The sequence below is a fragment of the Pseudomonas triticicola genome (genome assembly GCF_019145375.1).
GTDB classification, from domain to species: Bacteria; Pseudomonadota; Gammaproteobacteria; order Pseudomonadales; family Pseudomonadaceae; genus Aquipseudomonas; species Aquipseudomonas triticicola.
The window spans coordinates 4,218,301-4,240,244 of sequence record NZ_JAHSTX010000001.1 but is presented as its reverse complement, the minus strand read 5'-3'; the positions used below and the strand labels follow the sequence as shown (position 1 = coordinate 4,240,244).

15 protein-coding genes are annotated in these 21,944 nt (G+C 60.6%); 9 read left to right on the top strand and 6 right to left on the bottom strand.

Annotation, left to right across the window (positions count from 1 at the left end; genetic code table 11):
* Nucleotides 1-202: 202 nt before the first annotated feature.
* From KVG85_RS18645 to glnA, 3 genes are all read right to left on the bottom strand, one after another.
* Nucleotides 203-826, bottom strand: coding sequence for a DUF4124 domain-containing protein (locus tag KVG85_RS18645; RefSeq protein WP_217864610.1), 624 nt, complete (start codon nt 824-826; stop codon nt 203-205).
* Nucleotides 823-1,335 carry a DUF4124 domain-containing protein gene (locus KVG85_RS18640; protein WP_217864609.1) on the bottom strand — a complete coding sequence of 171 codons (513 nt, stop codon included), beginning with the start codon at nt 1,333-1,335 and terminating at the stop codon, nt 823-825. Before KVG85_RS18640 ends, KVG85_RS18645 begins: the two co-directional genes overlap by 4 nt.
* Before the next feature lie 277 nt (nt 1,336-1,612).
* Nucleotides 1,613-3,019, bottom strand: coding sequence for a type I glutamate--ammonia ligase (gene glnA / locus KVG85_RS18635; protein WP_016772104.1), 1,407 nt, complete (start codon nt 3,017-3,019; stop codon nt 1,613-1,615).
* A gap of 327 nt (nt 3,020-3,346) precedes the next feature.
* On the opposite strand from glnA, the gene thiI reads away from it, so the two are divergent.
* Both thiI and typA read left to right on the top strand, forming a co-directional pair.
* Entirely contained in the window at nt 3,347-4,801 is a 1,455-nt protein-coding gene (gene thiI / locus KVG85_RS18630) for a tRNA uracil 4-sulfurtransferase ThiI (protein ID WP_024011233.1), read from the top strand.
* A gap of 139 nt (nt 4,802-4,940) precedes the next feature.
* Nucleotides 4,941-6,761, top strand: coding sequence for a translational GTPase TypA (gene typA, locus KVG85_RS18625; RefSeq protein WP_016772102.1), 1,821 nt, complete (start codon nt 4,941-4,943; stop codon nt 6,759-6,761).
* Between the two features lie 215 nt (nt 6,762-6,976).
* Here typA and KVG85_RS18620 read toward each other — a convergent pair whose 3' ends face one another.
* Complete coding sequence (locus KVG85_RS18620) at nt 6,977-7,414, bottom strand: YkgJ family cysteine cluster protein (protein WP_016772101.1); 438 nt, start codon at nt 7,412-7,414, stop codon at nt 6,977-6,979.
* A gap of 259 nt (nt 7,415-7,673) precedes the next feature.
* Between KVG85_RS18620 and KVG85_RS18615 the strand changes: the two genes are divergently transcribed.
* From KVG85_RS18615 to KVG85_RS18595, 5 genes are all read left to right on the top strand, one after another.
* Nucleotides 7,674-10,124 carry a glycogen/starch/alpha-glucan phosphorylase gene (locus tag KVG85_RS18615; RefSeq protein WP_217864608.1) on the top strand — a complete coding sequence of 817 codons (2,451 nt, stop codon included), beginning with the start codon at nt 7,674-7,676 and terminating at the stop codon, nt 10,122-10,124.
* A gap of 251 nt (nt 10,125-10,375) precedes the next feature.
* A complete protein-coding gene (locus tag KVG85_RS18610; RefSeq protein ID WP_217864607.1) occupies nt 10,376-13,957 on the top strand; it encodes a DUF2339 domain-containing protein in 3,582 nt (1,193 codons plus the stop codon).
* Nucleotides 13,954-15,318: a DUF3999 domain-containing protein gene (locus tag KVG85_RS18605; protein WP_217864606.1), complete on the top strand. Its 1,365-nt coding sequence runs from the start codon at nt 13,954-13,956 to the stop codon at nt 15,316-15,318. Before KVG85_RS18610 ends, KVG85_RS18605 begins: the two co-directional genes overlap by 4 nt.
* Nucleotides 15,319-15,605: 287 nt before the next feature.
* A complete protein-coding gene (locus KVG85_RS18600; RefSeq protein WP_039756611.1) occupies nt 15,606-16,616 on the top strand; it encodes a class 1 fructose-bisphosphatase in 1,011 nt (336 codons plus the stop codon).
* A gap of 2 nt (nt 16,617-16,618) precedes the next feature.
* Nucleotides 16,619-17,221, top strand: a complete 603-nt coding sequence (locus tag KVG85_RS18595) for a DUF924 family protein (protein ID WP_217864605.1) — start codon at nt 16,619-16,621, stop codon at nt 17,219-17,221.
* Between the two features lie 107 nt (nt 17,222-17,328).
* On the opposite strand, the gene KVG85_RS18590 is transcribed toward KVG85_RS18595, so the two are convergent.
* The gene (locus KVG85_RS18590; protein WP_206665449.1) at nt 17,329-19,221 is read right to left on the bottom strand and encodes a methyl-accepting chemotaxis protein; all 1,893 of its coding nucleotides are present in this window, start codon (nt 19,219-19,221) and stop codon (nt 17,329-17,331) included.
* Nucleotides 19,222-19,502: 281 nt separating this feature from the next.
* Here KVG85_RS18590 and KVG85_RS18585 point away from each other — a divergent pair, with 281 nt between their 5' ends.
* The gene (locus KVG85_RS18585; RefSeq protein WP_016772095.1) at nt 19,503-19,757 is read left to right on the top strand and encodes a hypothetical protein; all 255 of its coding nucleotides are present in this window, start codon (nt 19,503-19,505) and stop codon (nt 19,755-19,757) included.
* A gap of 29 nt (nt 19,758-19,786) precedes the next feature.
* Nucleotides 19,787-20,356 carry a lipocalin family protein gene (locus KVG85_RS18580; protein ID WP_016772094.1) on the top strand — a complete coding sequence of 190 codons (570 nt, stop codon included), beginning with the start codon at nt 19,787-19,789 and terminating at the stop codon, nt 20,354-20,356.
* Nucleotides 20,357-20,442: 86 nt separating this feature from the next.
* Here the strand turns inward: KVG85_RS18580 and KVG85_RS18575 are convergent, their stop codons facing one another.
* Nucleotides 20,443-21,807: a formimidoylglutamate deiminase gene (locus tag KVG85_RS18575; RefSeq protein WP_217864604.1), complete on the bottom strand. Its 1,365-nt coding sequence runs from the start codon at nt 21,805-21,807 to the stop codon at nt 20,443-20,445.
* Nucleotides 21,808-21,944 lie beyond the last annotated feature (137 nt).

The window sequence follows — 21,944 nt, the reverse complement described above, 5'->3', positions numbered from 1 at the left end:
CGAGAACAAAGCGCTGATGTCGGGAAAATGCAAAAACCAAACCAAGGCTCCGAAAAGAAGCGTTTAAGCCCTGAAACAGGCGTTTGACGCGCGTTTGTATGGCACGAAGCCAGCTCAAACGGGAAGTTTCGAACCAAAATGGGTTGGGTTGTGGGCGAGATGCAGTTTAGTGCACCAATAGGGTGCGCATGCCCGGCAGGCGTTAAAAGAAGCGCAGGAATGGGTTTTTAGGCTCAGCAGGTTTGTCCTTGAGCGGACATTCCGGGCGCACGCCGTAATCGTCGGCGACACAGGGTTTGACCTGACGTTTCTGCGCCAGGGAAATGCGCAGCATGTGGAACGGCTGATTGGCGGTGCGTTCCACGGTACGCCCGGCGGCGTCGAGGATTTCGATCGAAAGGCTGTGGCTGCCGCGATCGATATTGCTCAGCGCAAATACCGGGCTGACGCCGGGCTCGCCAGTGGCCTTGCCATCCAGCAGCAGGCGATAACGATGGCCGCTTTGCAGGCCGGGCTCGCTGGTGACGCTGACGATCAGCTCGCCGGCGCTGCTGCGCAGAGTGGCATCAGGCTCCGGGATCAGAATGCGCAGCATGTCGTAGTGAAAGGGCGCTGGTTCGGCGGACTTTTTCGCTGTGGTGATCGGCGCTGCGGTGCTGGCAGGGACAGCCATGCGATTGCTCGTCGCGATCGGCACTCGCTTGGCGTTGGCGCGCGGCTGGTCGGTGTAGACGCGGTTGCCCTGCGCGTCGATGTAGGTAAAGACCTCCGCCGAGGCGGGCAGCGCCATCAGCGCCAGGATGAGTGCCAGCCCCGCGCGGATCATGGTGTATGCACCCGTTGCACGGTGAAGACGGCTGGCGGGCTCTGCTGGATGACAGTCTGGCCATCGATCACTTGCACGGCCAGGCGATGCTCGCCGCGATCGATATTCACCAGTTGCAGAACCGGCACGTTGCTCGGCTGGCCATAGGGCTGGTCGTCGAGCAGCAGCCTTAATTGATGCGGCGGTTGCAGGCGCGGCTTGAGCAGAACATTGACCGTGAAGGTGCCGTTATTGGCGCGCAGCGCCTCGTCAGTGGGCAGACCGGCGAGCTCAAGGATTTCATAGGCGTTGCGCGGTGGCTGCGGTTGTTCTGCGGTGGGTGCCTGCGGCGCACTCGGTGCTTGCGGCTCGACCCGATTGAGCGGTGGCAACTCGACCGGTTGCGCCTGCACGCCGTCCGGCGGCTGATTGCTGTACGCCGTGTTGCCGTTGGCGTCGGTGTACTTGTAGATCTGCGCGGCGGCGGGCAGGGCGATCAGCAGCAGAATGTAGAGAAACGTGCGACCCATGAAATCGACCGGGGTTGGAAGCGATGGGTAGCAGCATAGGACAGGAGGGGCGGTTGGCCCAACTGGCGACACATCCAAAGATCATTCAGACACCACAGATCCCCTGTGGGAGCGAGCCTGCTCGCGAAGGCGTCGCGTCAGTCACCATCATCTTCAATGACACACCGCTTTCGCGAGCGGGCTCGCTCCCACACGGAAAATGCGCTGCGCCGGGCAATAAAAAAGGCCTCCCGAAGGAGGCCTCTTGTGTCACGCCACTTTACGCAGCGCTACCGGATCAGCAGCTGTAGTACAGCTCATATTCCAGTGGGTGTACGAAGGTGCGAACCTTGATTTCTTCTTCCGATTTCAGCGCGATGTAAGCGTCGATGAAGTCGTCGGAGAACACGCCGCCCTTGGTCAGGAAGGCGCGGCCCTTGTCCAGCTCTTCCAGGGCTTCTTTCAGGCTGCCGCAAACCTGTGGAATCTCTTTCGCCTCTTCAGGCGGCAGGTCGTACAGGTTTTTGTCGGCAGCATCGCCTGGGTGGATCTTGTTCTGGATGCCGTCCAGACCGGCCATCAGCAGTGCTGCGAAGGCCAGGTACGGGTTGGCAGCCGGATCCGGGAAGCGTGCTTCGATACGGCGGGCTTTCGGGCTCGACACGTATGGAATACGGATCGAGGCGGAACGGTTGCGCGCCGAGTAGGCCAGCATTACCGGCGCTTCGAAGCCTGGCACCAGACGCTTGTAGGAGTTGGTCGCCGGGTTGGTGAAGCCGTTCAGCGCCTTACCGTGCTTGATGATGCCGCCGATGAAGTACAGAGCGGTATCGGACAGGCCGGCATAGCCTTCACCTGCGAAGGTGTTCTTGCCGTCTTTCCAGATCGACATGTGTACGTGCATGCCCGAACCGTTGTCGCCGTACAGTGGCTTCGGCATGAAGGTCGCGGTGCGGCCGTAAGCGTCGGCAACGTTGTGCACAACGTATTTCAGGGTCTGAACTTCGTCAGCTTTCTTCACCAGGGTGTTGAACTTGACGCCGATTTCGTTCTGGCCGGCAGTCGCCACTTCGTGGTGGTGAACTTCAACCGACTGACCCATCTCTTCCAGTGCGTTGCACATGGCGGTACGGATTTCGTGGTCGTGGTCGAACGGTGGAACCGGGAAGTAGCCGCCTTTCACGCCTGGACGGTGACCCTTGTTGCCGCCTTCGATGTCCTGGTCGGACATCCACGAACCTTGCTCGGAGTAGATCTTGAACATCGAGCCGGAGATGTCCGACTTGAATTTCACCGAGTCAAAGATGAAGAACTCAGGCTCTGGACCGGCGAATACGGTGTCACCGATACCGGTGGCTTTCAGGTGCTCTTCGGCGCGCTTGGCGATCGCACGTGGGTCGCGATCGTAGCCCTGCATGCTCGAAGGCTCGATGATGTCGCACACCAGAATCAGGGTTGGGTCTTCGGTGAACGGATCGAGTACGGCAGTTTCGTCGACCGGCATCAGGATCATGTCGGAGGCTTCGATGCCTTTCCAGCCGGAGATGGAGGAGCCGTCGAACATCTTGCCGACTTCGAAGAAGTCGTCATCCAGCGCATCGCGAGCCGGCATGGTCACGTGGTGCTGAGTGCCTTTGGTGTCCGTGAAGCGCAGATCAATCCACTTGACGTCATGATCTTTGATGAGTTGAACCGACTTCGACATAGTGTCCTCCGGGTGAATTAGGGCGGGTAGTGGATGCCCTTAATAATGGTGATGCCGGCGCGAATACTCTGCCAAGGCAACCTGCCTCACAAGGGAGCAAATTGCATGCCAGTGCCCCAGCATGGGTTTTTTGCCCCAAATTCACGCTTATTAAGGTGCGCAGGCTACTGAATCGACAAATCCCGCCCCGTAATGTTGCGCTTAACTCCATAAATGACCTGTTTTGGTGCGCGCAAAACCTTCTGCACATTAACTGGTTAAACCTTGAGCAATTTCCGCTATAATCCGCGCCCCCCTTTTTCGGCTGGCCGTTCGCGCGCTGTTTTCATGAAACTTATCGTAAAAGTCTTCCCCGAGATCACCATCAAAAGCCGACCTGTCCGGACGAAATTCATCCGCCAGTTGGCCAAGAACATCCGCACCGTGCTCCGTGACCTGGACCCGGCCGTGGTGGTGAACGGCGTGTGGGACAATCTCGAGCTGGAAACCCGCGTTACCGACCCCAAAGCCTTGAAAGAGATGGGCGAGCGCCTGACCTGCATGCCGGGTATCGCGCACTTTCTGCAGATCGACGAGTACCCGCTGGGCGACTTCGACGACATCACCGAGAAGTGCAAACAGCACTACGGCGATGCGCTGGCCGGGAAGATTTTCTCGGTCCGCTGCAAGCGCGCAGGCAAGCATGCGTTCAGCTCGATGGACGTGGAAAAATACGTTGGCAGCAAGCTGCGTCGCGAGTGCGGTGCGGCCGGAATCGACCTTAAAGCGCCGCAAATCGAAGTCCGTATCGAAGTTCGCGACAAACGGTTGTTCGTGATTCACAGCCAGCACAACGGCATCGGCGGCTATCCGCTCGGCGCGTTGGAGCAAACGCTGGTATTGATGTCCGGCGGCTTCGATTCGACCGTGGCGGCTTATCAGATCATGCGTCGCGGCCTGATGGCGCACTTCTGCTTCTTCAATCTCGGCGGGCGTGCCCACGAATTGGGCGTGATGGAAGTCGCGCACTTCATCTGGAAGAAGTACGGCAGCTCGCAACGCGTGCTATTTGTCAGTGTGCCGTTCGAGGAAGTGCTGGGCGAAATTCTCGGCAAAGTCGATAACAGTCATATGGGCGTGGTTTTGAAGCGTATGATGTTGCGCGCCTCGTCCGAGATCGCCGAACGCCTGCACATCGATGCACTGGTGACCGGTGAAGCGATCTCCCAGGTGTCGAGCCAGACGCTGCCGAACCTGTCGGTGATCGACTGCGTGACCGACAAGCTGGTGCTGCGGCCGCTGATCGTCGCGCACAAGCAGGACATCATCGACACCGCCAACGAGATCGGCACCGCCGATTTCGCCCGGCACATGCCGGAATACTGCGGCGTGATTTCGGTCAACCCCAAGACCGCCGCCAAGCGGGGCCGGGTTGAGCACGAAGAGAAAGAATTCGACATGGCGGTACTCGAGCGTGCGCTCGCCAACGCCAAACTGGTGCCGATCGATCGGGTGATCGACGAATTGGGCCAGGATTTGCAGATTGAAGAAGTCAGCGAAGCGCTGGCCGGTCAGATCGTCATCGACATCCGCCACCCGGATGCCGCCGAGGATGACCCGCTGGAACTCGCCGGCATAGAGGTACAGACGATGCCGTTCTATGCAGTGAACGCACGTTTCAAGGAACTGGACCCTACTCGCCAGTACCTGCTGTATTGCGACAAAGGCGTGATGAGTCGCCTGCATGCCCACCATTTGCTCAGTGAGGGGCATGCCAATGTGCGCGTTTATCGACCGAGCTAAGTGCCCGGGGCTGTTTGCCTGTGGCCTGCGTCACCGGCCCCCCGACACCGCCGTCAAGCTGTAACGGCCATGCCGGACACTACTGCTAATCGCTGCCATGACTTGTCAGCAAACCGAATCCTCTGATCGAGATACACAAGTGATCGAAAATCTACGCAACATCGCCATCATTGCCCACGTTGACCACGGTAAAACCACCCTGGTAGACAAACTCCTGCGTCAATCCGGCACCCTGGAGCGCAACGAGCTCAACGACGAGCGCGTGATGGACTCCAACGACCAGGAAAAAGAGCGCGGTATTACCATTCTGGCGAAGAACACCGCCATCAACTGGAACGGCTACCACATCAACATCGTGGACACCCCGGGCCACGCCGACTTCGGCGGCGAAGTTGAACGCGTAATGTCGATGGTCGACTCCGTTCTGCTGCTGGTTGACGCTCAAGACGGCCCTATGCCGCAAACCCGTTTCGTGACCAAGAAGGCTTTCGAAGCCGGCCTGCGTCCAATCGTGGTGATCAACAAGGTTGACCGTCCAGGCGCGCGTCCGGACTGGGTTCTGGATCAGATCTTCGACCTGTTCGACAACCTCGGTGCTACCGAAGAACAACTGGACTTCCAGGTTGTTTACGCTTCGGCCCTGAACGGTATTGCCGGTCTGGACCACACCGCCATGGCGGAAGACATGACTCCGCTGTACCAGGCGGTAGTCGACCACGTTCCGCCTCCGGCCGTTGACCGTGACGGTCCGTTCCAGATGCAGATCTCCGCTCTGGACTACAACAGCTTCCTGGGTGTTATCGGTGTTGGCCGTATCGCTCGCGGTCGCGTCAAGCCGAACACCCCGGTTGTCGCTATCAGCGCCGACGGCAAGCGTCGCAACGGTCGTATCCTGAAGCTGATGGGTCACCACGGTCTGCACCGCATCGACGTTGACGAAGCAGCTGCCGGCGACATCGTCTGCATCAGCGGCTTCGACGAGCTGTTCATCTCCGACACTCTGTGCGACATCAACACCGTCGAGGCGATGAAGCCGCTGACCGTTGACGAGCCAACCGTTTCCATGACCTTCCAGGTAAACGACTCGCCATTCTGCGGTAAAGAAGGCAAGTTCGTGACCTCCCGTAACATCAAGGATCGTCTGGACAAAGAGCTGCTGTACAACGTTGCACTGCGCGTTGAAGAAGGCGACTCGGCTGACAAGTTCAAGGTTTCCGGCCGTGGTGAGCTGCACCTCTCGGTACTGATCGAAACCATGCGTCGCGAAGGTTTCGAGCTGGCCCTGGGCCGTCCTGAAGTGATCATCCGTGAAGTTGACGGCGTGAAGCAGGAACCGTTCGAAAACGTCACCATCGACATCCCTGAAGAATCGCAGGGCAAGGTCATGGAAGAGATGGGTCTGCGTAAGGGCGACCTGAGCAACATGGTGCCGGATGGCAAGGGCCGTGTTCGTCTGGAATACAACATCCCTGCTCGCGGTCTGATCGGTTTCCGTAACCAGTTCCTGACCCTGACCAACGGTGCTGGCATCCTGACCTCGATCTTCGACCGTTACGCTCCAGTGAAGTCGGGCCACATGTCCGGCCGTCAGAACGGCGTTCTGGTTTCGGTTGAAACCGGCAAGGCTCTGACCTACTCGCTGGAAACCCTGCAGGCTCGTGGCAAGCTGTTCGTAGAACACGGCCAGGAGATCTACAACGGTCAGATCGTTGGTCAGAACAGCCGCGACAACGACCTGGGTGTCAACCCAACCAAAGGCAAGAAGCTCGACAACATGCGTGCTTCGGGTAAAGACGAAACCATCGCTCTGGTCCCACCTGTTCGCTTCACCCTGGAACAGGCTCTGGAATACATCCAGGAAGACGAGCTGTGCGAAGTTACGCCTAAGTCGATCCGTCTTCGCAAGAAGATCCTCGACGAAAGCGAGCGTACCCGCGCTGCGAAGAAAGCCAAGGCGTAATCCAGCCCTGGAATAGAAAACGCCCCCGGTCGCGAGACCGGGGGCGTTTTTGTTTGTCTGGGGTTTATGCAGTGTTTGCACTGGCCCTTTCGCGAGCAGGCTCGCTCCCACAGGGGATTTAGGGTGCACACAAAATCTGTGTTCACTGATCTCTATTGTGGGAGCGAGCCTGCTCGCGAAAGCGGCCGATCAGCCGCCGAAAACCTCACCAGCGATCAAAATTTGTCGATGGCCCGGAAATTCTGCACCCGCTCGACTTCTTTCGGCTTATAAGCGCAATACCCCGGCCGCGGGCCGATCTTCGGGTGGTTGCGGCAAGTGTCCGGGCGCTTGTCATAAATGGTGCACAAGCGGGTTTTACGATCCAGGTAATAGCAGTCGTTGTTGCTCATGCGCTGCAGGGTGAAGATTCCCGACTTTTGATTGAAGCGCTCGACCAGACCTTCCTTTTGCAGGCGCTTGGCGATGTTCTTTGGCGGATCGCCCAGTTCGAACTCGTCGACCACGCCGATGCGCACCAGATCCTTGATCTTCACTTCGACCGGCAGCGTGCAGCAGCTGGACATGCACGAGCCGCACATCGGTGCCGAATATTTGGCCCACGTATCGAGACGATCAATCTCGGCGGCGGCGATCAGGTTGGGCTTCATCATCGGGAGTTACCAGGCGTGTATGCATCAGGGCGCGCGATCATACCGGGAGCGGTGGAATTTTGAACAACCTTTCGCCGGATATTTTCGCAGCGGCCGCATTTTGCCCGACAGGACGGCACGGCCCCTGCATTCATTGGCTCATCCGCCAGGGTTATGTCGCACTGGCGCACAGTCCGCGCAAATACTGCCGAACCAGAGCCGTTAGCGCCGGTCAGACCGTCTAGGCTCAGAAAATTCCCGCTCGCTCGAGGTCCTGTTGATGACTCAAGAACCACTAGTTCGCGAAGCAGAGGTGGCCGCATTCCGCGACGCCGTCCTGACCAAACTCACCTACGCCGTGGGCAAAGACCCCGATCACGCCTTCGACCATGACTGGTTCGAAGCCATCGCCCTGGCTGCGCGTGATCACATGGTCGAACACTGGATGGACCACACCCGACAGATCTATCGCAAAGGCCAGAAGCGGGTGTATTACCTCTCGCTGGAATTTCTCATCGGCCGTTTGCTCTACGACAGCCTGAGCAACCTCGGCCTGCTCGACGTCGCCCGTGAAGCGTTGACCGAATTGGGCGTCGATCTGGAACGCATTCGTCTGCTGGAGCCCGATGCGGCTCTGGGCAACGGCGGCCTCGGTCGTCTCGCGGCGTGCTTCATGGAAAGCATGTCGACCCTTGGCATCGCCGGCCATGGCTATGGCATTCGTTATGAACACGGCTTGTTCCGTCAGGCGATCGTCGATGGCTGGCAACAGGAGCAGACCGAACACTGGCTGGATTTCGGCAACCCTTGGGAATTCGAACGGCCGGAAGTGGCGTACCCGATCGGCTTCGGCGGCAGCGTCGAAACCGTCACCGATGCCTCCGGCAAGACTCGTCAGGTCTGGTCGCCGGCGGAAACCGTGCGCGCAATTGCCTATGACACGCCAGTGGTCGGCTGGCGCGGGGCGAGTGTCAACACTCTGCGTCTGTGGCGTGCCCGCGCCATGGAAGATCTGCACCTGGAACGCTTCAACGCCGGTGACCACCTGGGCGCCGTGGCGGAAGTGGCTCGCGCCGAAAGTATCTCCCGCGTCCTTTATCCGGCCGACAGCACCGAAGCCGGGCAAGAACTGCGCCTGCGTCAGGAATACTTCTTCGTCGCCGCTTCGCTGCAGGATCTGCTGCGCCGTCATCGCAACATGCACACCTCGGTGCTGACCCTGGGTGATCACGCGGCGATCCAGCTCAACGACACTCACCCGTCAATCGCCGTGGCAGAACTGATGCGCCAACTGGTCGACGTCTACGACGTCGCGTGGGACGCAGCATGGCAAGTAACCGTCGACACTCTGTCGTACACCAACCACACGCTGCTGCCGGAAGCGCTGGAAACCTGGCCGGTCGGGCTGATGGAACGCATGCTGCCACGGCACATGCAGATCATTTATCTGATCAACGCGCAGCACATCGATTCGTTGCGGGCCAAGGGCATTCATGACTTCGACGTGTTGCGCGCGGTGTCGCTGATCGAAGAAGACAACGGCCGCCGGGTGCGCATGGGCAACCTCGCGTTCCTCGGCTCGCACAGCGTCAACGGCGTGTCCGGTCTGCATACGCAACTGATGCGCAAAACCGTATTCGCCGAACTGCACAAGCTCTACCCGGAGCGGATCAACAACAAAACCAACGGCATCACCTTCCGCCGCTGGCTGTATCAGGCCAACCCGGAACTGACTTCGATGCTGGTCGATGCCCTCGGCCCGGACCTGCTTGATCATCCTGAAGAGCGCCTGCTCGAACTCGAGCCGTTCGCCGAGAAAACCGCGTTCCGCAAAGCCTTCGCCGATCAGCGTTTGCACAGCAAGAAGGCGCTGGCCTATCTGATTCACGAGCGCCTCGGGATCGCGGTCAACCCGGCAGCGATGTTCGACGTGCAGGTCAAACGTATTCACGAATACAAGCGTCAGTTGCTCAATCTGATGCATACCGTGGCGCTGTACCAGGCGATTCGTGCCGAGCCGGAAGTCGACTGGGTGCCACGGGTGAAGATCTTCGCCGGTAAAGCGGCGGCGAGTTATCACCAGGCCAAGCTGATCATCAAGCTGACCAACGACATCGCTCGGGTGGTGAACAACGACCCGACCGTGCGCGGCCTGCTGAAGGTGGTGTTCCTGCCCAATTACAACGTCAGCCTGGCCGAGAGCATCATCCCGGCGGCGGACTTGTCCGAGCAGATTTCCACCGCCGGTTTCGAGGCGTCGGGCACCAGTAACATGAAGTTCGGCCTCAACGGCGCGCTGACCATCGGCACCCTCGACGGTGCCAACGTGGAAATGTGCGAGCGCATCGGTGCCGAGCACATGTTCATCTTCGGTCTCAGTGCGCAACAGGTTGAGGCGCGCAAGCAGAACCACGAGTTCAGCGCCGTACCCGACATCGCCGCCTCCCATCGTTTGAACGATGTGCTGCAAGCGATTCGCAGCGGTGTGTTCTCGCCGGACGATACCTCTCGTTACACCGGCCTGATCGACTCGCTGATCGACTATGACCGCTTCCTGGTCTGCGCCGATTTCGACTCCTATTGGGAAGCGCAGAAGCGTGTCGATGCGCACTGGCATGACTCGCAGAACTGGTGGCGTTCGGCGGTGCTCAACACCTCGCGGATGGGCTGGTTCTCTTCCGACCGGACGATTCGCGAGTACGCCACGGATATCTGGAAAGCGCTGGAGTAACTTTCCCCGACAAATCTGCTCAAGGCCCAACGTTTGTTGGGCCGGATCGATATACTGAGCGCCGGTTAAAAGGCATCAATCACGGCCTTACCCTGTGGGAGCGAGCCTGCTCGCGAAGCGATCGTCGACTTAAACAGAAATGTTGGCTGACAATCCGCCTTCGCGAGCAGGCTCGCTCCCACACGGTTTCTGCCTAGACTGAAGCCATCGCCGGACTCGCCCCGCCCCGGGGCTGCTTAGGGATATCGACCATGCAATGGATGTTCATGTTGATCGGGCTGGTGCTCGGTGGACTGCTCGACGAGTCGTTCAGTGGCGCGCTGTTGGGTGCGCTGCTGGGGCTGGTCATCGGCCAGGCGCTGCGCATTGCGCGCCTTGGCTCGCAGGCGGCGGAGCAACAGCGTCAACTCGAGCAGGTGCGCGAAGCCTTGCAAGGCGTGGCTCAGCGGCTGTTTGTGCTGGAGGGTTCGCCCTCGCATGCGCCTGCGCCGTCACCTGAAACCGAGCCAGTCGCCGAACCTGTCGACATGGCTGAGCAGGCTGCCCTGACCCCTGAACTGATCTGGGAACTGCCTCCCGAACTCGAACCGATTTCCGCCGTCGTCCGCGAAACCAGCCAGCCGCTGCCCGCCGATGTCTGGCGCGCCGAACCGGCTCCTGCTGCACCGCCACAACAACCTGCCCACCCCCGTGGCCCGAACCTGATCGAACGCGGCATCAGCGCTGCGCGCAACTGGCTGTTTGGCGGCAATACAGTGCTGCGCGTCGGTGTGGTGCTGCTGTTTTTCGGTCTGGCATTTTTACTGCGTTACGCCACCGAAGGCATGGTGGTGCCGATCGAGTTGCGGTACGCCGGCGTCGCGGCAGCGGCGTTGGCTCTGCTTGCGCTGGGCTGGTGGTTGCGCCGACGCAACAGCAACTATGCATTGATGCTGCAAGGCACCGGGATCGCGGTGTTGTACCTGACGGTGTTTGCGGCGATGCGTCTGCATCCGTTGCTTGATCCGTCCGCTGCACTCGGTTTGCTGGTCGCGGTGACGGTGTTCTCGGCCATTCTGGCAATTACCCAGGACGCGCTGGGGCTGGCGGCAGCGGCGGCACTCGGTGGTTTCGCCGCGCCGATTCTCACTTCTACCGGCGAAGGCAATCACGTCGCACTGTTCAGCTATTTCGCTCTGCTCAACGCCGGCATTCTTGCTATCGCCTGGTTCAAGGCCTGGCGCCTGCTCAACCTTATCGGCTTCGTCGGCACCTTCGGTATCGGTTTCGCCTGGGGTCTGCGTTCATACACGCCGGAACTGCTGTGGAGCACCGAGCCGTTCCTGATTGTGTTTTTCCTCATGTACCTCGCCATCGGCCTGCTGTTCGCCCGGCGCAAATTGCGCGACCTGCCTGATGCCCCGGCGGAGGCTGATCGCGAGGCGCTGCTGCAATGGTCTGCACGCAAGGGTGATTACGTCGACGGCACCATGCTGTTCGGCCCGCCGATCATTGGCTTCGGTTTGCAGTTCGCCTTGGTCCAGCACCTCGAATTTGCGGCGGCGTTCAGTGCGTTGGCGCTGGGCATGATCTATATGGCGCTGGCCAAAGTTTTGATGGGCGGGCGCGCGATGCTGCTGGGCGAAACCTGCCTGGCGCTGGGAGTGATTTTCGCCAGCCTGGCGATTCCGCTGGGGCTGGATGCGCGCTGGACTTCTGCGGCGTGGGCCGTGGAAGGCGCGGGAATTTTCTGGCTCGGGTTGCGTCAGCGTCGACCGTTTGCCCGGGCCTTTGCCTTACTGCTGCAACTGGGTTCGGCACTGGCGTTTCTCAGCCAGTTGCAGCCCGGCGAGAGCAGCCTGCTCGACGGCGCACCGCTGGGCGCGCTGATGCTTGGCGCCGCGCTGCTGTTCAGTTTCTTCCAACTGCGCAAGGCTACGCCCGAGCAGACATCGCCGTGGGAAAGGCAAGGCCTGCCAGTGCTGGCGTGTCTGGGCCTGACGTTCCTGTATTTGCTGGCGCCGTTGTTCCTGTTCATCCAGGGCACGGCGATCAGTTGGGCCTTGGCGGGTTTGGCAACGTTGTTTGTCGGCTTGCGGATTCAATCACGCACATTCCTGTTCACCGCATTCGCCGTGCAGTTGCTGGGCGGCGCGTTATTTCTGTTGCGCCTGCAAACGGCAGGCGAAGATTCGGCGGCGGTGTTCAGCGCTGGCTGGAGCGGTTTGCTCAGTGCGTCCTTGATCGGTCTGGCCTTGATTGGCGGCATGCTGCTGGCGGCGCGGGACGAGATGGTGCGCGGCGATGTGCGCCTGCTGCGCGGCTTGTCGGTGGTGCTGCTGGCCGGCTTGGTGCTGATCAATCTGGCGGTGCTGTTCGTGCTGCCGTGGCAAACTGCGAGTGCAGTGTGGGCGGCCAGCGGTTTGCTGATCATCTGGCTGAGCCTGTACCTGCAACAGCGTCTGAGTTTCGTTTTCGGGCTGCTGTTGCAGGTGGTCGGCGGCGCGGCGTTTCTGCTCGCCGGCCCCGAATGGCTCGGGCCGTTGTCTAGCGAAGGATTGCAACCATTGGCCCATGGCGGCTTCTGGACACCGCTGGTGCTGGGGCTGGCCGCGCTGATCGGTGCGTGGCGCTTGCAATTGGGCAACCATGCCACGGCTTTTGATGCCTTGAGTTTGCAGCGCTTGTCGCAAGTGCTGCTGGTCTGGGGCGCCGGTTGGTGGACGCTGGCGTGGGTCAGCGAAATCCTGCGTTTCGCCTCGCCGAACCTGCAAGGCACATTGTTGCTGCTGGTCGCTGCGATCAGTGTGGCGCTGTGGACGATTTTGTCACTGCGCTTGAAATGGCCGGCGCTGGGGTTGCTCTGCACCTCACTGATTCCGGCGGCGGCGCTGGTTTTGCTCGGCGCTTGGCATTCGCGCTACCACCCGGCCGCCGACTTCGGCTGGCTGGCGTGGCCGGCGCTGTTCGTGGTGCACTTCTTCAGCCTGCGCCGCTTGGGGTCCATGTTGCCGGCGCGCGCATTGAGCGTGGCCCATGTGCTCGGTTGCTGGCTGCTGATTGGCGTGCTGGCGCTGGAGTTGCGTTACGGCCTGCTGCTGTTGTCCGAGCAATACAATGCCTGGCGCTGGTTGGGTTGGGCGATTCTGCCGAGCCTCTATCTGTTGCTGATGGCTGCTCCCCGAACGTGGCCGTGGCCGGTGGCCGCGTTTGCCCGCGAGTACCGCTTGTATGCGGCGGCACCGCTGGCGGTGCTGATGCTGGCGTGGTTCTGGCTGGCCAATGGCGTCAGCGATGGCAATGCCGAACCGTTGCCTTACGTGCCGCTGCTCAACCCATTGGAGCTGGGGCTGCTGTTTGCGCTGTTCGGCGTTTATGTCTGGTCGCGCAGCGCCGTTGCGCAGTTGTCGATCCGTCAGGATCATGCCGACCACGCCACGCAACTGATCGCCGGGGTTTCGCTGTTCGCCTTCTGCACCGCGCTGGTCACCCGCGCGGCGCATCACTGGGCCGGCATCCCGTTCGAGCTTGATCAACTGCTCGCGTCGATGCTGGTGCAGGCCGGCCTGTCGATCGTCTGGACGTTGATGGCGCTGGGGCTGATGATCGGCGGCCATCTGCGTCATCGCCGCGAAGTGTGGCTGATCGGCGCGGCGCTGATTGCGCTGGTGGTGGCCAAACTGATTTTTGTCGAACTGAGCAACCGTGGCGGCCTCGCCCGGATCGTCTCGTTTATCGGTGTCGGCGTATTGCTGCTGGTGGTGGGCTACTTCGCGCCGCTGCCACCCAAGCGCGTCGAGGCTGAACCGGCGGCGGACAAACCCGCGCCGGAAACCGAAGGAGTTGCATCTTGAGTCGCATGCTGAATCTGGGGTGGTTGGCGCTGGGCGTGGTGATGGTCGCCGGCGCTCAGGAAAAACCGGCGGACTTCGCCACGCAAGTGCCGTTGACGGTGAGCGGCAATGGCCCGTGGTATCGCCTCGACCTGCCGCTGAGCGCGCAATTGCAGGCGCGCCAGACCGATCTCAGCGATTTGCGTGTGTTCAACGCCGCCGGCGAAGCGCAGGCCTACGCCTTGGCTCGCGAGTCGGCGCAGACCCGTGACGACGGCAAGCTGCACGAGGTCAAGTGGTTCCCGCTGTACAACGCCGCTGACGCCAGCGAACGTGCGCCGAACGTGCGCGTGCAGTCGACCACCAACGGCACGCTGGTCGAAGTGCAACCGTCCTCGCAACTGGAGGCGGGCGAAGAAGTGCTGCGCGGCTGGCTGCTTGATGCCAGTGCGATCAAGGCACCGTTGCAGCAGTTGATCCTCGACTGGACCAGCGAGCGCGACGGTTTCCAGCGTTTCAGCATCGAGGCCAGCGACGATCTGCAGCACTGGCAGTCATGGGGCGAGGGCCAAGTGGCACGGCTGACCTTTTCCGATGAGCGCATCGAACAGCACGAAGTGACCCTGCCGGGGCAGACCGCGCGCTATGTGCGCCTGTTGTGGGAGTCGCCGGGTTCGGCGCCCGTCCTGACGTCGGCGCAATTGAAGAGCAGCGACCCGCGCGACCTGCCGCTGCCTTTGGTGTGGTCGCCCAGCGTGGCCGGCAGCAGCAGCAAATCCGGGGAATACACCTGGCAGTTGCCGATGGGGCTGAATGTCGAGCGGGTGCAGGTTGAGCTGAAACAGCCGAACAGTCTGGCGCCAGTCACGTTGGCCGGCCGGAGGGAGAGCAACTTGCCGTGGCAGACGCTGAGCAGCGGTTTGCTGTATCGCCTGAGCCAGAACAATCAGGACGTGGTGCAGAACGAAATCCCGCTGTCCGGGCAGACCGTGCAGCAACTCAAGCTGACCGTGGATGAGCGCGGCGGCGGGTTGGGTGAGCAGGCGCCGGACCTGAAATATGCGGTGCGCGCCACGCAAGTGATCTTCCTCGCCCGGGGCGAAGGGCCGTACAGCCTGGCCTTGGGCAATGCCACGGTGAAAACGGCGAACCTGCCGCTGGCAACGTTGATTCCGGACTTCAAGCCAGAAAAGCTGGCGAGCCTGGGCAAGGCGACGGTGCAGGACGAAGCAGTGGCCACGCAAACCTCAACGACGACGACGGCTGCGGTGGCCGGGACTAACTGGAAGAAGTTCGGCTTGTGGGCGGTGTTGCTGCTCAGTGTGGTGTTTCTCGCAGCGATGGCGTTCAGCCTGTTGCGCAAACCGCCAGCCAATACCTGAGCATGGCGGCGCTTTGCGCCATTCGCGAGCGGGCTTGCTCCCACAATGGAATGCATTGCCCTGTGGGAGCCCGCTCGCGAAAGCGCCCGGGCAGACACTGAAAATCTTCAATCGCTCATGCCGAACCGAACTACGCTCAATCCGACACCTGAACTCTGCACCGACAATCACGTCTCATACAGGCAAATACACCCAGGCGCACGTTAGCCGGCGTCTTCGCTCGCTAGGTTTTCAGACTCCCTGTAAACTGCGCGGGTTTTCCGCCCCCCATTCCACCGGAGCCGTCCATGTCCCGCGTTACCTTGAGTCGCTATTTGATTGAGCAGACCCGCAGCAACAACACTCCTGCCGATCTGCGCTTTTTGATCGAAGTGGTGGCGCGTGCCTGCAAGGAGATCAGCCACGCCGTGTCCAAAGGCGCCCTGGGTGGTGTTCTGGGCAGCATGGGCACCGAGAACGTGCAAGGCGAAGTGCAGAAGAAGCTCGACGTGCTGTCGAACGAGATCCTCCTCGAAGCCAACGAATGGGGCGGTCACCTGGCCGGCATGGCGTCCGAAGAAATGGACAATGCCTACCAGATCCCGGGCAAATACCCGAAGGGCGCATACCTGCTGGTCTTCGACCCACTCGACGGCTCGTCGAACATCGACATCAACGCCCCGGTCGGCACGATCTTCTCGGTACTGCGTTGCCCGAACGAATACCTGAGCCAGAACGAGCCACTGAACGAAAAAGCGTTCCTGCAGCCAGGCACCCAGCAAGTGGCCGCCGGTTACGCCATCTACGGCCCGCAGACCATGCTGGTGCTGACCCTGGGCGACGGCGTCAAAGGCTTCACCCTCGATCGCGAAATGGGCAGCTTCGTCCTGACTCACGAAGACATCACCATCCCGGAAACTACCCAGGAATTCGCCATCAACATGTCCAACCAGCGCCACTGGGAAGCCCCGGTGCAGCGCTATGTCGGCGAGCTGCTGGCCGGTGAAGAAGGCCCGCTGAAGAAGAACTACAACATGCGTTGGGTCGCGGCGATGGTTGCCGACGTACACCGCATCCTGACCCGTGGCGGTCTGTTCATGTACCCGCGCGACAGCCGCGAGCCGTCGAAACCGGGCAAGCTGCGCCTGATGTACGAAGCCAACCCGATGTCGTTCCTCGTCGAACAAGCCGGCGGCGCGTCCACTGACGGCCACCAGCGCATTCTCGACATCCAGCCGGAAGGCCTGCACCAGCGCGTTGCAGTGTTCCTCGGCTCGAAAGAAGAAGTCGCACGCGCCACGGCTTACCACAAGGAATAAACATGACTGCACCCTGGCAGCCGTTGCTTGACTGGTGGTTCGGACACGCTGAATCACCGAATGCAGTAGCGGCCGAAAAGGGCAAGTTGTGGTTCGGCAAGCGAAACAGCCAGGACCTCGAAGCGCAGACGCGTTTCGGGGTCTTTGTCGATCAGGCCCTGGCCGGCGAATTGACCGAGTGGACGCAATGTCCCGAAGGTTGGCTGGCGGTGGTGCTGTTGCTTGATCAACTGCCACGCATGATCTATCGCGACACCCCAAAAGCCTTTTCCGGTGATCTGCTCGCACAGAAGCTCGTCGCCCAAGGCATTGCAGCGGATTTCGATCGGCAGTTGAAACCGATTCAGCGGGTATTCATTTATCTGGTATTCGAACACTGCGAAAACCTCGCAGTGCAGAACGAAGCCGTTTCCAGATTTATTGAATTGGTGGCTGAACAGCCAGAGTCGGAGCGGGCGGTGTTTGCCGATAACCTGGACTATGCCGAGCGGCATCGGAAGGTGATTGCGCAGTTTGGAAGATTTCCGCACCGCAATTCGGTGTTGGGGCGGGAGTCTACGGCTGAGGAGTTGGAGTTTCTGTCCAGGCCCGGTTCAAGATTCTGAATCTTCAGTGCGGCTTATGCCGCTTTCGCGAGCAGGCTCGCTCCCACAATTGAAATGCATTCCACTGGGGGAGCGAGCCTGCTCGCGAAGAGGCCTGCGGCCGCAGCTTAGATCCTGAAGCTGCCGACCAGATGCTTCAACCGCGCCGCCTGCTGCTCAAGATCCGAACAGGCGCGCAATGTCGCCTGCAAGTTCTCCACGCCTTCCTGATTCAGCGTGTTGATCTCGTTGATATCAACGTTGATCGACTCGACCACGGCTGTCTGTTCTTCGGTCGCGGTGGCCACCGACTGGTTCATGCCGTCGATTTCGCCGATGCGCTGGGTCACGCTGCCCAGGCGCTCGCCGGCCTGGTTGGCGATGCCGACGCTGCTTTCGCTCTCGCGCTGGCTCTCGGTCATGATGGTTACTGCCTGACGTGCGCCGACCTGCAACTCTTCGATCATCTTCTGCACTTGCTGCGCCGAATCCTGGGTGCGGTGCGCGAGGTTGCGCACCTCGTCGGCGACCACGGCGAAACCGCGTCCGGCTTCACCGGCGCGCGCGGCTTCGATGGCGGCGTTGAGTGCGAGCAGGTTGGTCTGCTGGGAGATGCTGGTGATCACTTCGAGAATCTGGCCGATGTTCACCGTGTTGCTGTTAAGGGTTTCGATGTTGCCGCAGGAATCGCTGATCTTTGCCGACAGTTGCTGCATGGCCTGAATGGTTTTATCCACCACCTGCTGGCCATCGACCGCGAGGCTGCGCGCATCGCTGGAGTGTTGCGAGGCGAGGGCGGCGTTTTGTGCGATTTCCTGGGCGGCGGCGCCGAGCTGATTGATCGCGGCGGCGACGCTGTTGGTGCGGCTGGCCTGTTGGTCGGAGTTGTACATCGACGAGTTCGATGCCGCGACCACGCGCAAAGCGACTTCGTTGACCTGGCCGGTAGCCGAGGACACTTCGCGGATCGACGTATGAATGCGTTCGACGAAGCGGTTGAACGAAGTGCCCAGCGCGCCGAATTCATCGTTGCCGTGAATCACCAGACGCTTGGTCAGGTCGCCTTCGCCTTCAGCGATGTCATGCATCGCGCGGCCCATGGTCAGCAGTGGCTGCATCAGCACGCGAATCAGCATGCCAAGCAGGCCGATGATGATCAGCACGGCGATGACCATGGCGATCAGCGCCGAGGTGCGGAATTCGCTGAGCATCGAGAACGCGGTGTCTTTGTCGAGCACCAGTGCCACGTACCAGTCAGCCGATGGCACGCCGTTGACGCGAGTGAAGGAAATCAACTGGGTCTTGCCGTCGAACTCGACTTCTTTCAGGCCCGGGCTGACTTGAGGCGCGCCGTTCGGATAGGCCTCGGCGAGGGTCTTGAGCACCAGTTTGCTGTCCGGGTGAATCAGAATCTTGCCTTCGGCGCTGACGATGAATGCGTGACCGTGGCCGCCGAAGTTCAGCGAGTTGATGATCGCGCTGACGCTGGTCAGATCGATGTCGGCCCCGGCCACGCCGAGCATCTGGCCCTGACGCTGCACCGGCGTGGCGACGGTGATCACCAGCTTGCCCGACGAAGCGGCAATGTACGGTTCGGTGACGATGGTCTGCTGTGCGCTATTGGCGGCTTTGTACCAGCCGCGCGCCCGCGGATCGTAGTCCGGCGCGCGGTTGCCGGCCGGCACCGAGAACATCACACCGTCAGCGCCACCGAAATAGCTGAGCTGGAAATTGCCGGTGTAGGCGGGCAGGTCAATGATGCGCTTGAGGCTGGCGGGCGCGTTGCCGTCGACGGCGACTTGCTGCGACAGCGATTGCAGCAGTTGGATGCGGCTTTCCAGCCACGTCTGAATGTTGCTGGTGGTCAGGCTGCCCAGCTCCTGCATGGTCGCTTCGGTGCTGCTGCTCAAGGCCTGACGCTGGCGATAGTCGTTGAAGAAGATGAAACAGGCGAACGCAACGGCCACCACAAGGGCAGCAGCCAGCAGAATCTTGTGGCTGAATTTCATGTTTCTGGTCATCGAATGAACTACCGCGAAGGGGCTGGTCAGGAAAGGGCGGCAATTTGCCATAATCGGCAGCGTTGCGCTGCTCTTATTTCGACCGCGCCGCGCCAAAGATTAGGCGCTTGCAGGGAAAGTCGACGAAATGCTCGACGGCTTCACAAAGTTTTTGATTTACCGACAAAAGCCGGACGGGCGGGCTGATAAATAGGCGTTCGGTCACGGAACCAGATGACACTTTTCTCTTCTAAGCTTCTGGTTGGCACCATGCCATCCCCCCTCGTTCCAGGAGTTTCACCATGTCGCTGCGATCTATCGCCCTGCTGTCGTTTTGCGTGCTGTTGGCCGCATGCAGCAAGGTTAATCAGGAAAACTACTCCAAGCTCTCGGCCGGCATGGCCAAGTCCGAAGTGGAAACCCTTCTCGGCAAGCCCACCGATTGCTCGGGCGCGCTCGGTATGTCCAGCTGCACCTGGGGCGACAAGAACAGCTTTATCAGCGTGCAATACGCCGGTGACAAAGTGCTGATGTTTTCCGGCCAAGGCCTGAAGTAAACCGGGGCTTCGCGCCCACGGAGAAAAAAATGAAGCGGTTATTGCTGATCCTTTTTGCTGGCCTGGTACTGGCTGGCTGCGCCACTTCCGGCGTCGACCCGTTGGCGCCCAAGACCGTCAACAGCGTCAATCTCAAGCGTTATCAGGGCACTTGGTATGAACTGGCACGCTTGCCGATGTACTTCCAGCGCCACTGTGCGCAATCCGAAGCCCATTACACCCTCAAGCCTGACGGTAATGTCGGCGTGCTCAACCGTTGCCTGACCCCGGAGTGGCAGTGGGAAGAGGCCAAGGGCACGGCTTATCCACAAGTGCCGGGCAAGACCGACAAGCTCTGGGTCGAATTCGATAACTGGTTCTCGCGCCTGGTGCCGGGTGTGGCAAAGGGCGAGTACTGGGTGTTGTACGTCAGCGACGACTACAAGACCGCCATCGTCGGCGATCCGAGTCGCAAGTACCTGTGGCTGCTGTCACGCACACCGACCGTCAACGGTGTAGTGCGCGAAGAATTGCTGAGCAAGGCGCGTCAGCAGGGTTACGACACCACACGCCTGATCTGGCGCGCGTCGGATCGGCAGATGGCCAAGACATCCAATTAAGAGCGAAAAGATCGCAGCCTTCGGCAGCTCCTACATGAGAATGCATTCGTGTAGGAGCTGCCGAAGGCTGCGATCTTTTGCTTTTCTTACCCTAAAAGATCGCGCAGGACCCGGGTGAAGGCTCGGGCGCTGTGCTCTTCGTCGGCATGCCGTCCATCGCGCACCACCCACTGACCATTGACCAGCACATCACGCACCTGGCGATCGCCGCCGGCGAACAACCAGCGATTGAGAATCCCGTCCCCCGCAGCCGTCGCCAGATACGGATCGTTGCCATCGAGCACAATCCAGTCCGCGCGCTTGCCCACTTCCAGCGCGCCGATCGGCTGCCCCAGCGCTTGCGCGCCGCCGTCCAGCGCCGCGTCATACAGGGTGCGCCCGACCATCGGCTGCTGCGCGCCATACAAGCGATTACGCCGCTGATCGCGCAGGCGCTGGCCATATTCCAGCCAGCGCAACTCTTCCACTACGCTCAGCGACACATGGCTGTCGGAACCGATACCCATGCGCCCGCCCTGGGCAAGAAAGTCCACCGCCGGGAAAATCCCGTCACCCAGATTCGCTTCAGTGGTCAGACACAGCCCGGCGATCGCGCGACTGTTGGCCATCAGCGTGACTTCTTCCGGGTTGGCGTGGGTGGCGTGGACCAGGCACCAGCGCTGATCGACTTCAGTATTTTCATACAGCCATTGCAACGGACGGCGACCGCTCCAGCTCAGGCAATCGTCGACTTCTTTCTGCTGCTCGGCGATGTGGATGTGCACCGGGCATTGTTTGTCACTGGCCGCCAACACTTCGCTGATCTGCTGCGGCGTCACCGCACGCAACGAGTGGAAACACAGGCCCAGCGATTGCGCCTTTTGCTGCGCCAGTAACGGCTGCAACCGCGCTTGCAGATTCAGATAGTTTTCAGTGCTGTTGATAAAGCGACGCTGGCCATCGTTGGGCGTCTGGCCACCGAAACCGGAATGACTGTAGAGCACTGGCAGCAGGGTCAGACCGATTCCGCTTTCGCTGGCGGCCTGACTGATGCGCAAGGCCAGCTCGGCCGGATCGGCGTACGGTTGGCCGTTGCTGTCGTGGTGCACATAGTGAAATTCGGCGACCGAGGTGTAACCGGCCTTGAGCATTTCGATGTACAGCTGACGGGCGATGATGCCGAGCTGATCCGGGCTGATTTTTCCGACGAGGCGATACATCAGATCGCGCCAGGTCCAGAAACTGTCGTTGGGGTTGCCGGCCACTTCGGCCAATCCAGCCATGGCACGCTGGAAGGCGTGGGAGTGCAGATTGGGCATTCCCGGCAGCAACGGCCCGCGCAGCCGTTCGGCGCCGTCTGCGCTGGAATCGGCCTGGATTCGGGTCAACAAGCCATCGGCGCTGACCTCGAGACGTACATTGTTGGCCCATCCCTCAGGCAGCAGTGCGCGTTCGGCAAAGAAGGCGGACATCGTTCGGCACCCCATCGTGTGTTATTTGTATATACATATACAGACGTTTGCCTGCCCGGTAAACTCCGGCAAGCTAGTCACTTTCATCCAATGAACAGGGATCAACCGTGCCGACTCCGCCTCCAGTTTCTCCGTTG

What these genes read in the sequence shown, in the direction of transcription:
- KVG85_RS18645 (WP_217864610.1), bottom strand. Translation starts at nt 826, where the DNA reads ATGATCCGCGCGGGGCTGGCACTCATCCTGGCGCTGATGGCGCTGCCC.
- KVG85_RS18620 (WP_016772101.1), bottom strand. Translation starts at nt 7,414, where the DNA reads ATGATGAAGCCCAACCTGATCGCCGCCGCCGAGATTGATCGTCTCGAT.
- KVG85_RS18575 (WP_217864604.1), bottom strand. Translation starts at nt 21,807, where the DNA reads ATGTCCGCCTTCTTTGCCGAACGCGCACTGCTGCCTGAGGGATGGGCC.
- KVG85_RS18595 (WP_217864605.1), top strand. Translation starts at nt 16,619, where the DNA reads ATGACTGCACCCTGGCAGCCGTTGCTTGACTGGTGGTTCGGACACGCT.
- KVG85_RS18615 (WP_217864608.1), top strand. Translation starts at nt 7,674, where the DNA reads ATGACTCAAGAACCACTAGTTCGCGAAGCAGAGGTGGCCGCATTCCGC.
- KVG85_RS18610 (WP_217864607.1), top strand. Translation starts at nt 10,376, where the DNA reads ATGCAATGGATGTTCATGTTGATCGGGCTGGTGCTCGGTGGACTGCTC.
- KVG85_RS18600 (WP_039756611.1), top strand. Translation starts at nt 15,606, where the DNA reads ATGTCCCGCGTTACCTTGAGTCGCTATTTGATTGAGCAGACCCGCAGC.
- thiI (WP_024011233.1), top strand. Translation starts at nt 3,347, where the DNA reads ATGAAACTTATCGTAAAAGTCTTCCCCGAGATCACCATCAAAAGCCGA.
- KVG85_RS18580 (WP_016772094.1), top strand. Translation starts at nt 19,787, where the DNA reads ATGAAGCGGTTATTGCTGATCCTTTTTGCTGGCCTGGTACTGGCTGGC.
- KVG85_RS18640 (WP_217864609.1), bottom strand. Translation starts at nt 1,335, where the DNA reads ATGGGTCGCACGTTTCTCTACATTCTGCTGCTGATCGCCCTGCCCGCC.
- KVG85_RS18585 (WP_016772095.1), top strand. Translation starts at nt 19,503, where the DNA reads ATGTCGCTGCGATCTATCGCCCTGCTGTCGTTTTGCGTGCTGTTGGCC.
- KVG85_RS18590 (WP_206665449.1), bottom strand. Translation starts at nt 19,221, where the DNA reads ATGACCAGAAACATGAAATTCAGCCACAAGATTCTGCTGGCTGCTGCC.
- glnA (WP_016772104.1), bottom strand. Translation starts at nt 3,019, where the DNA reads ATGTCGAAGTCGGTTCAACTCATCAAAGATCATGACGTCAAGTGGATT.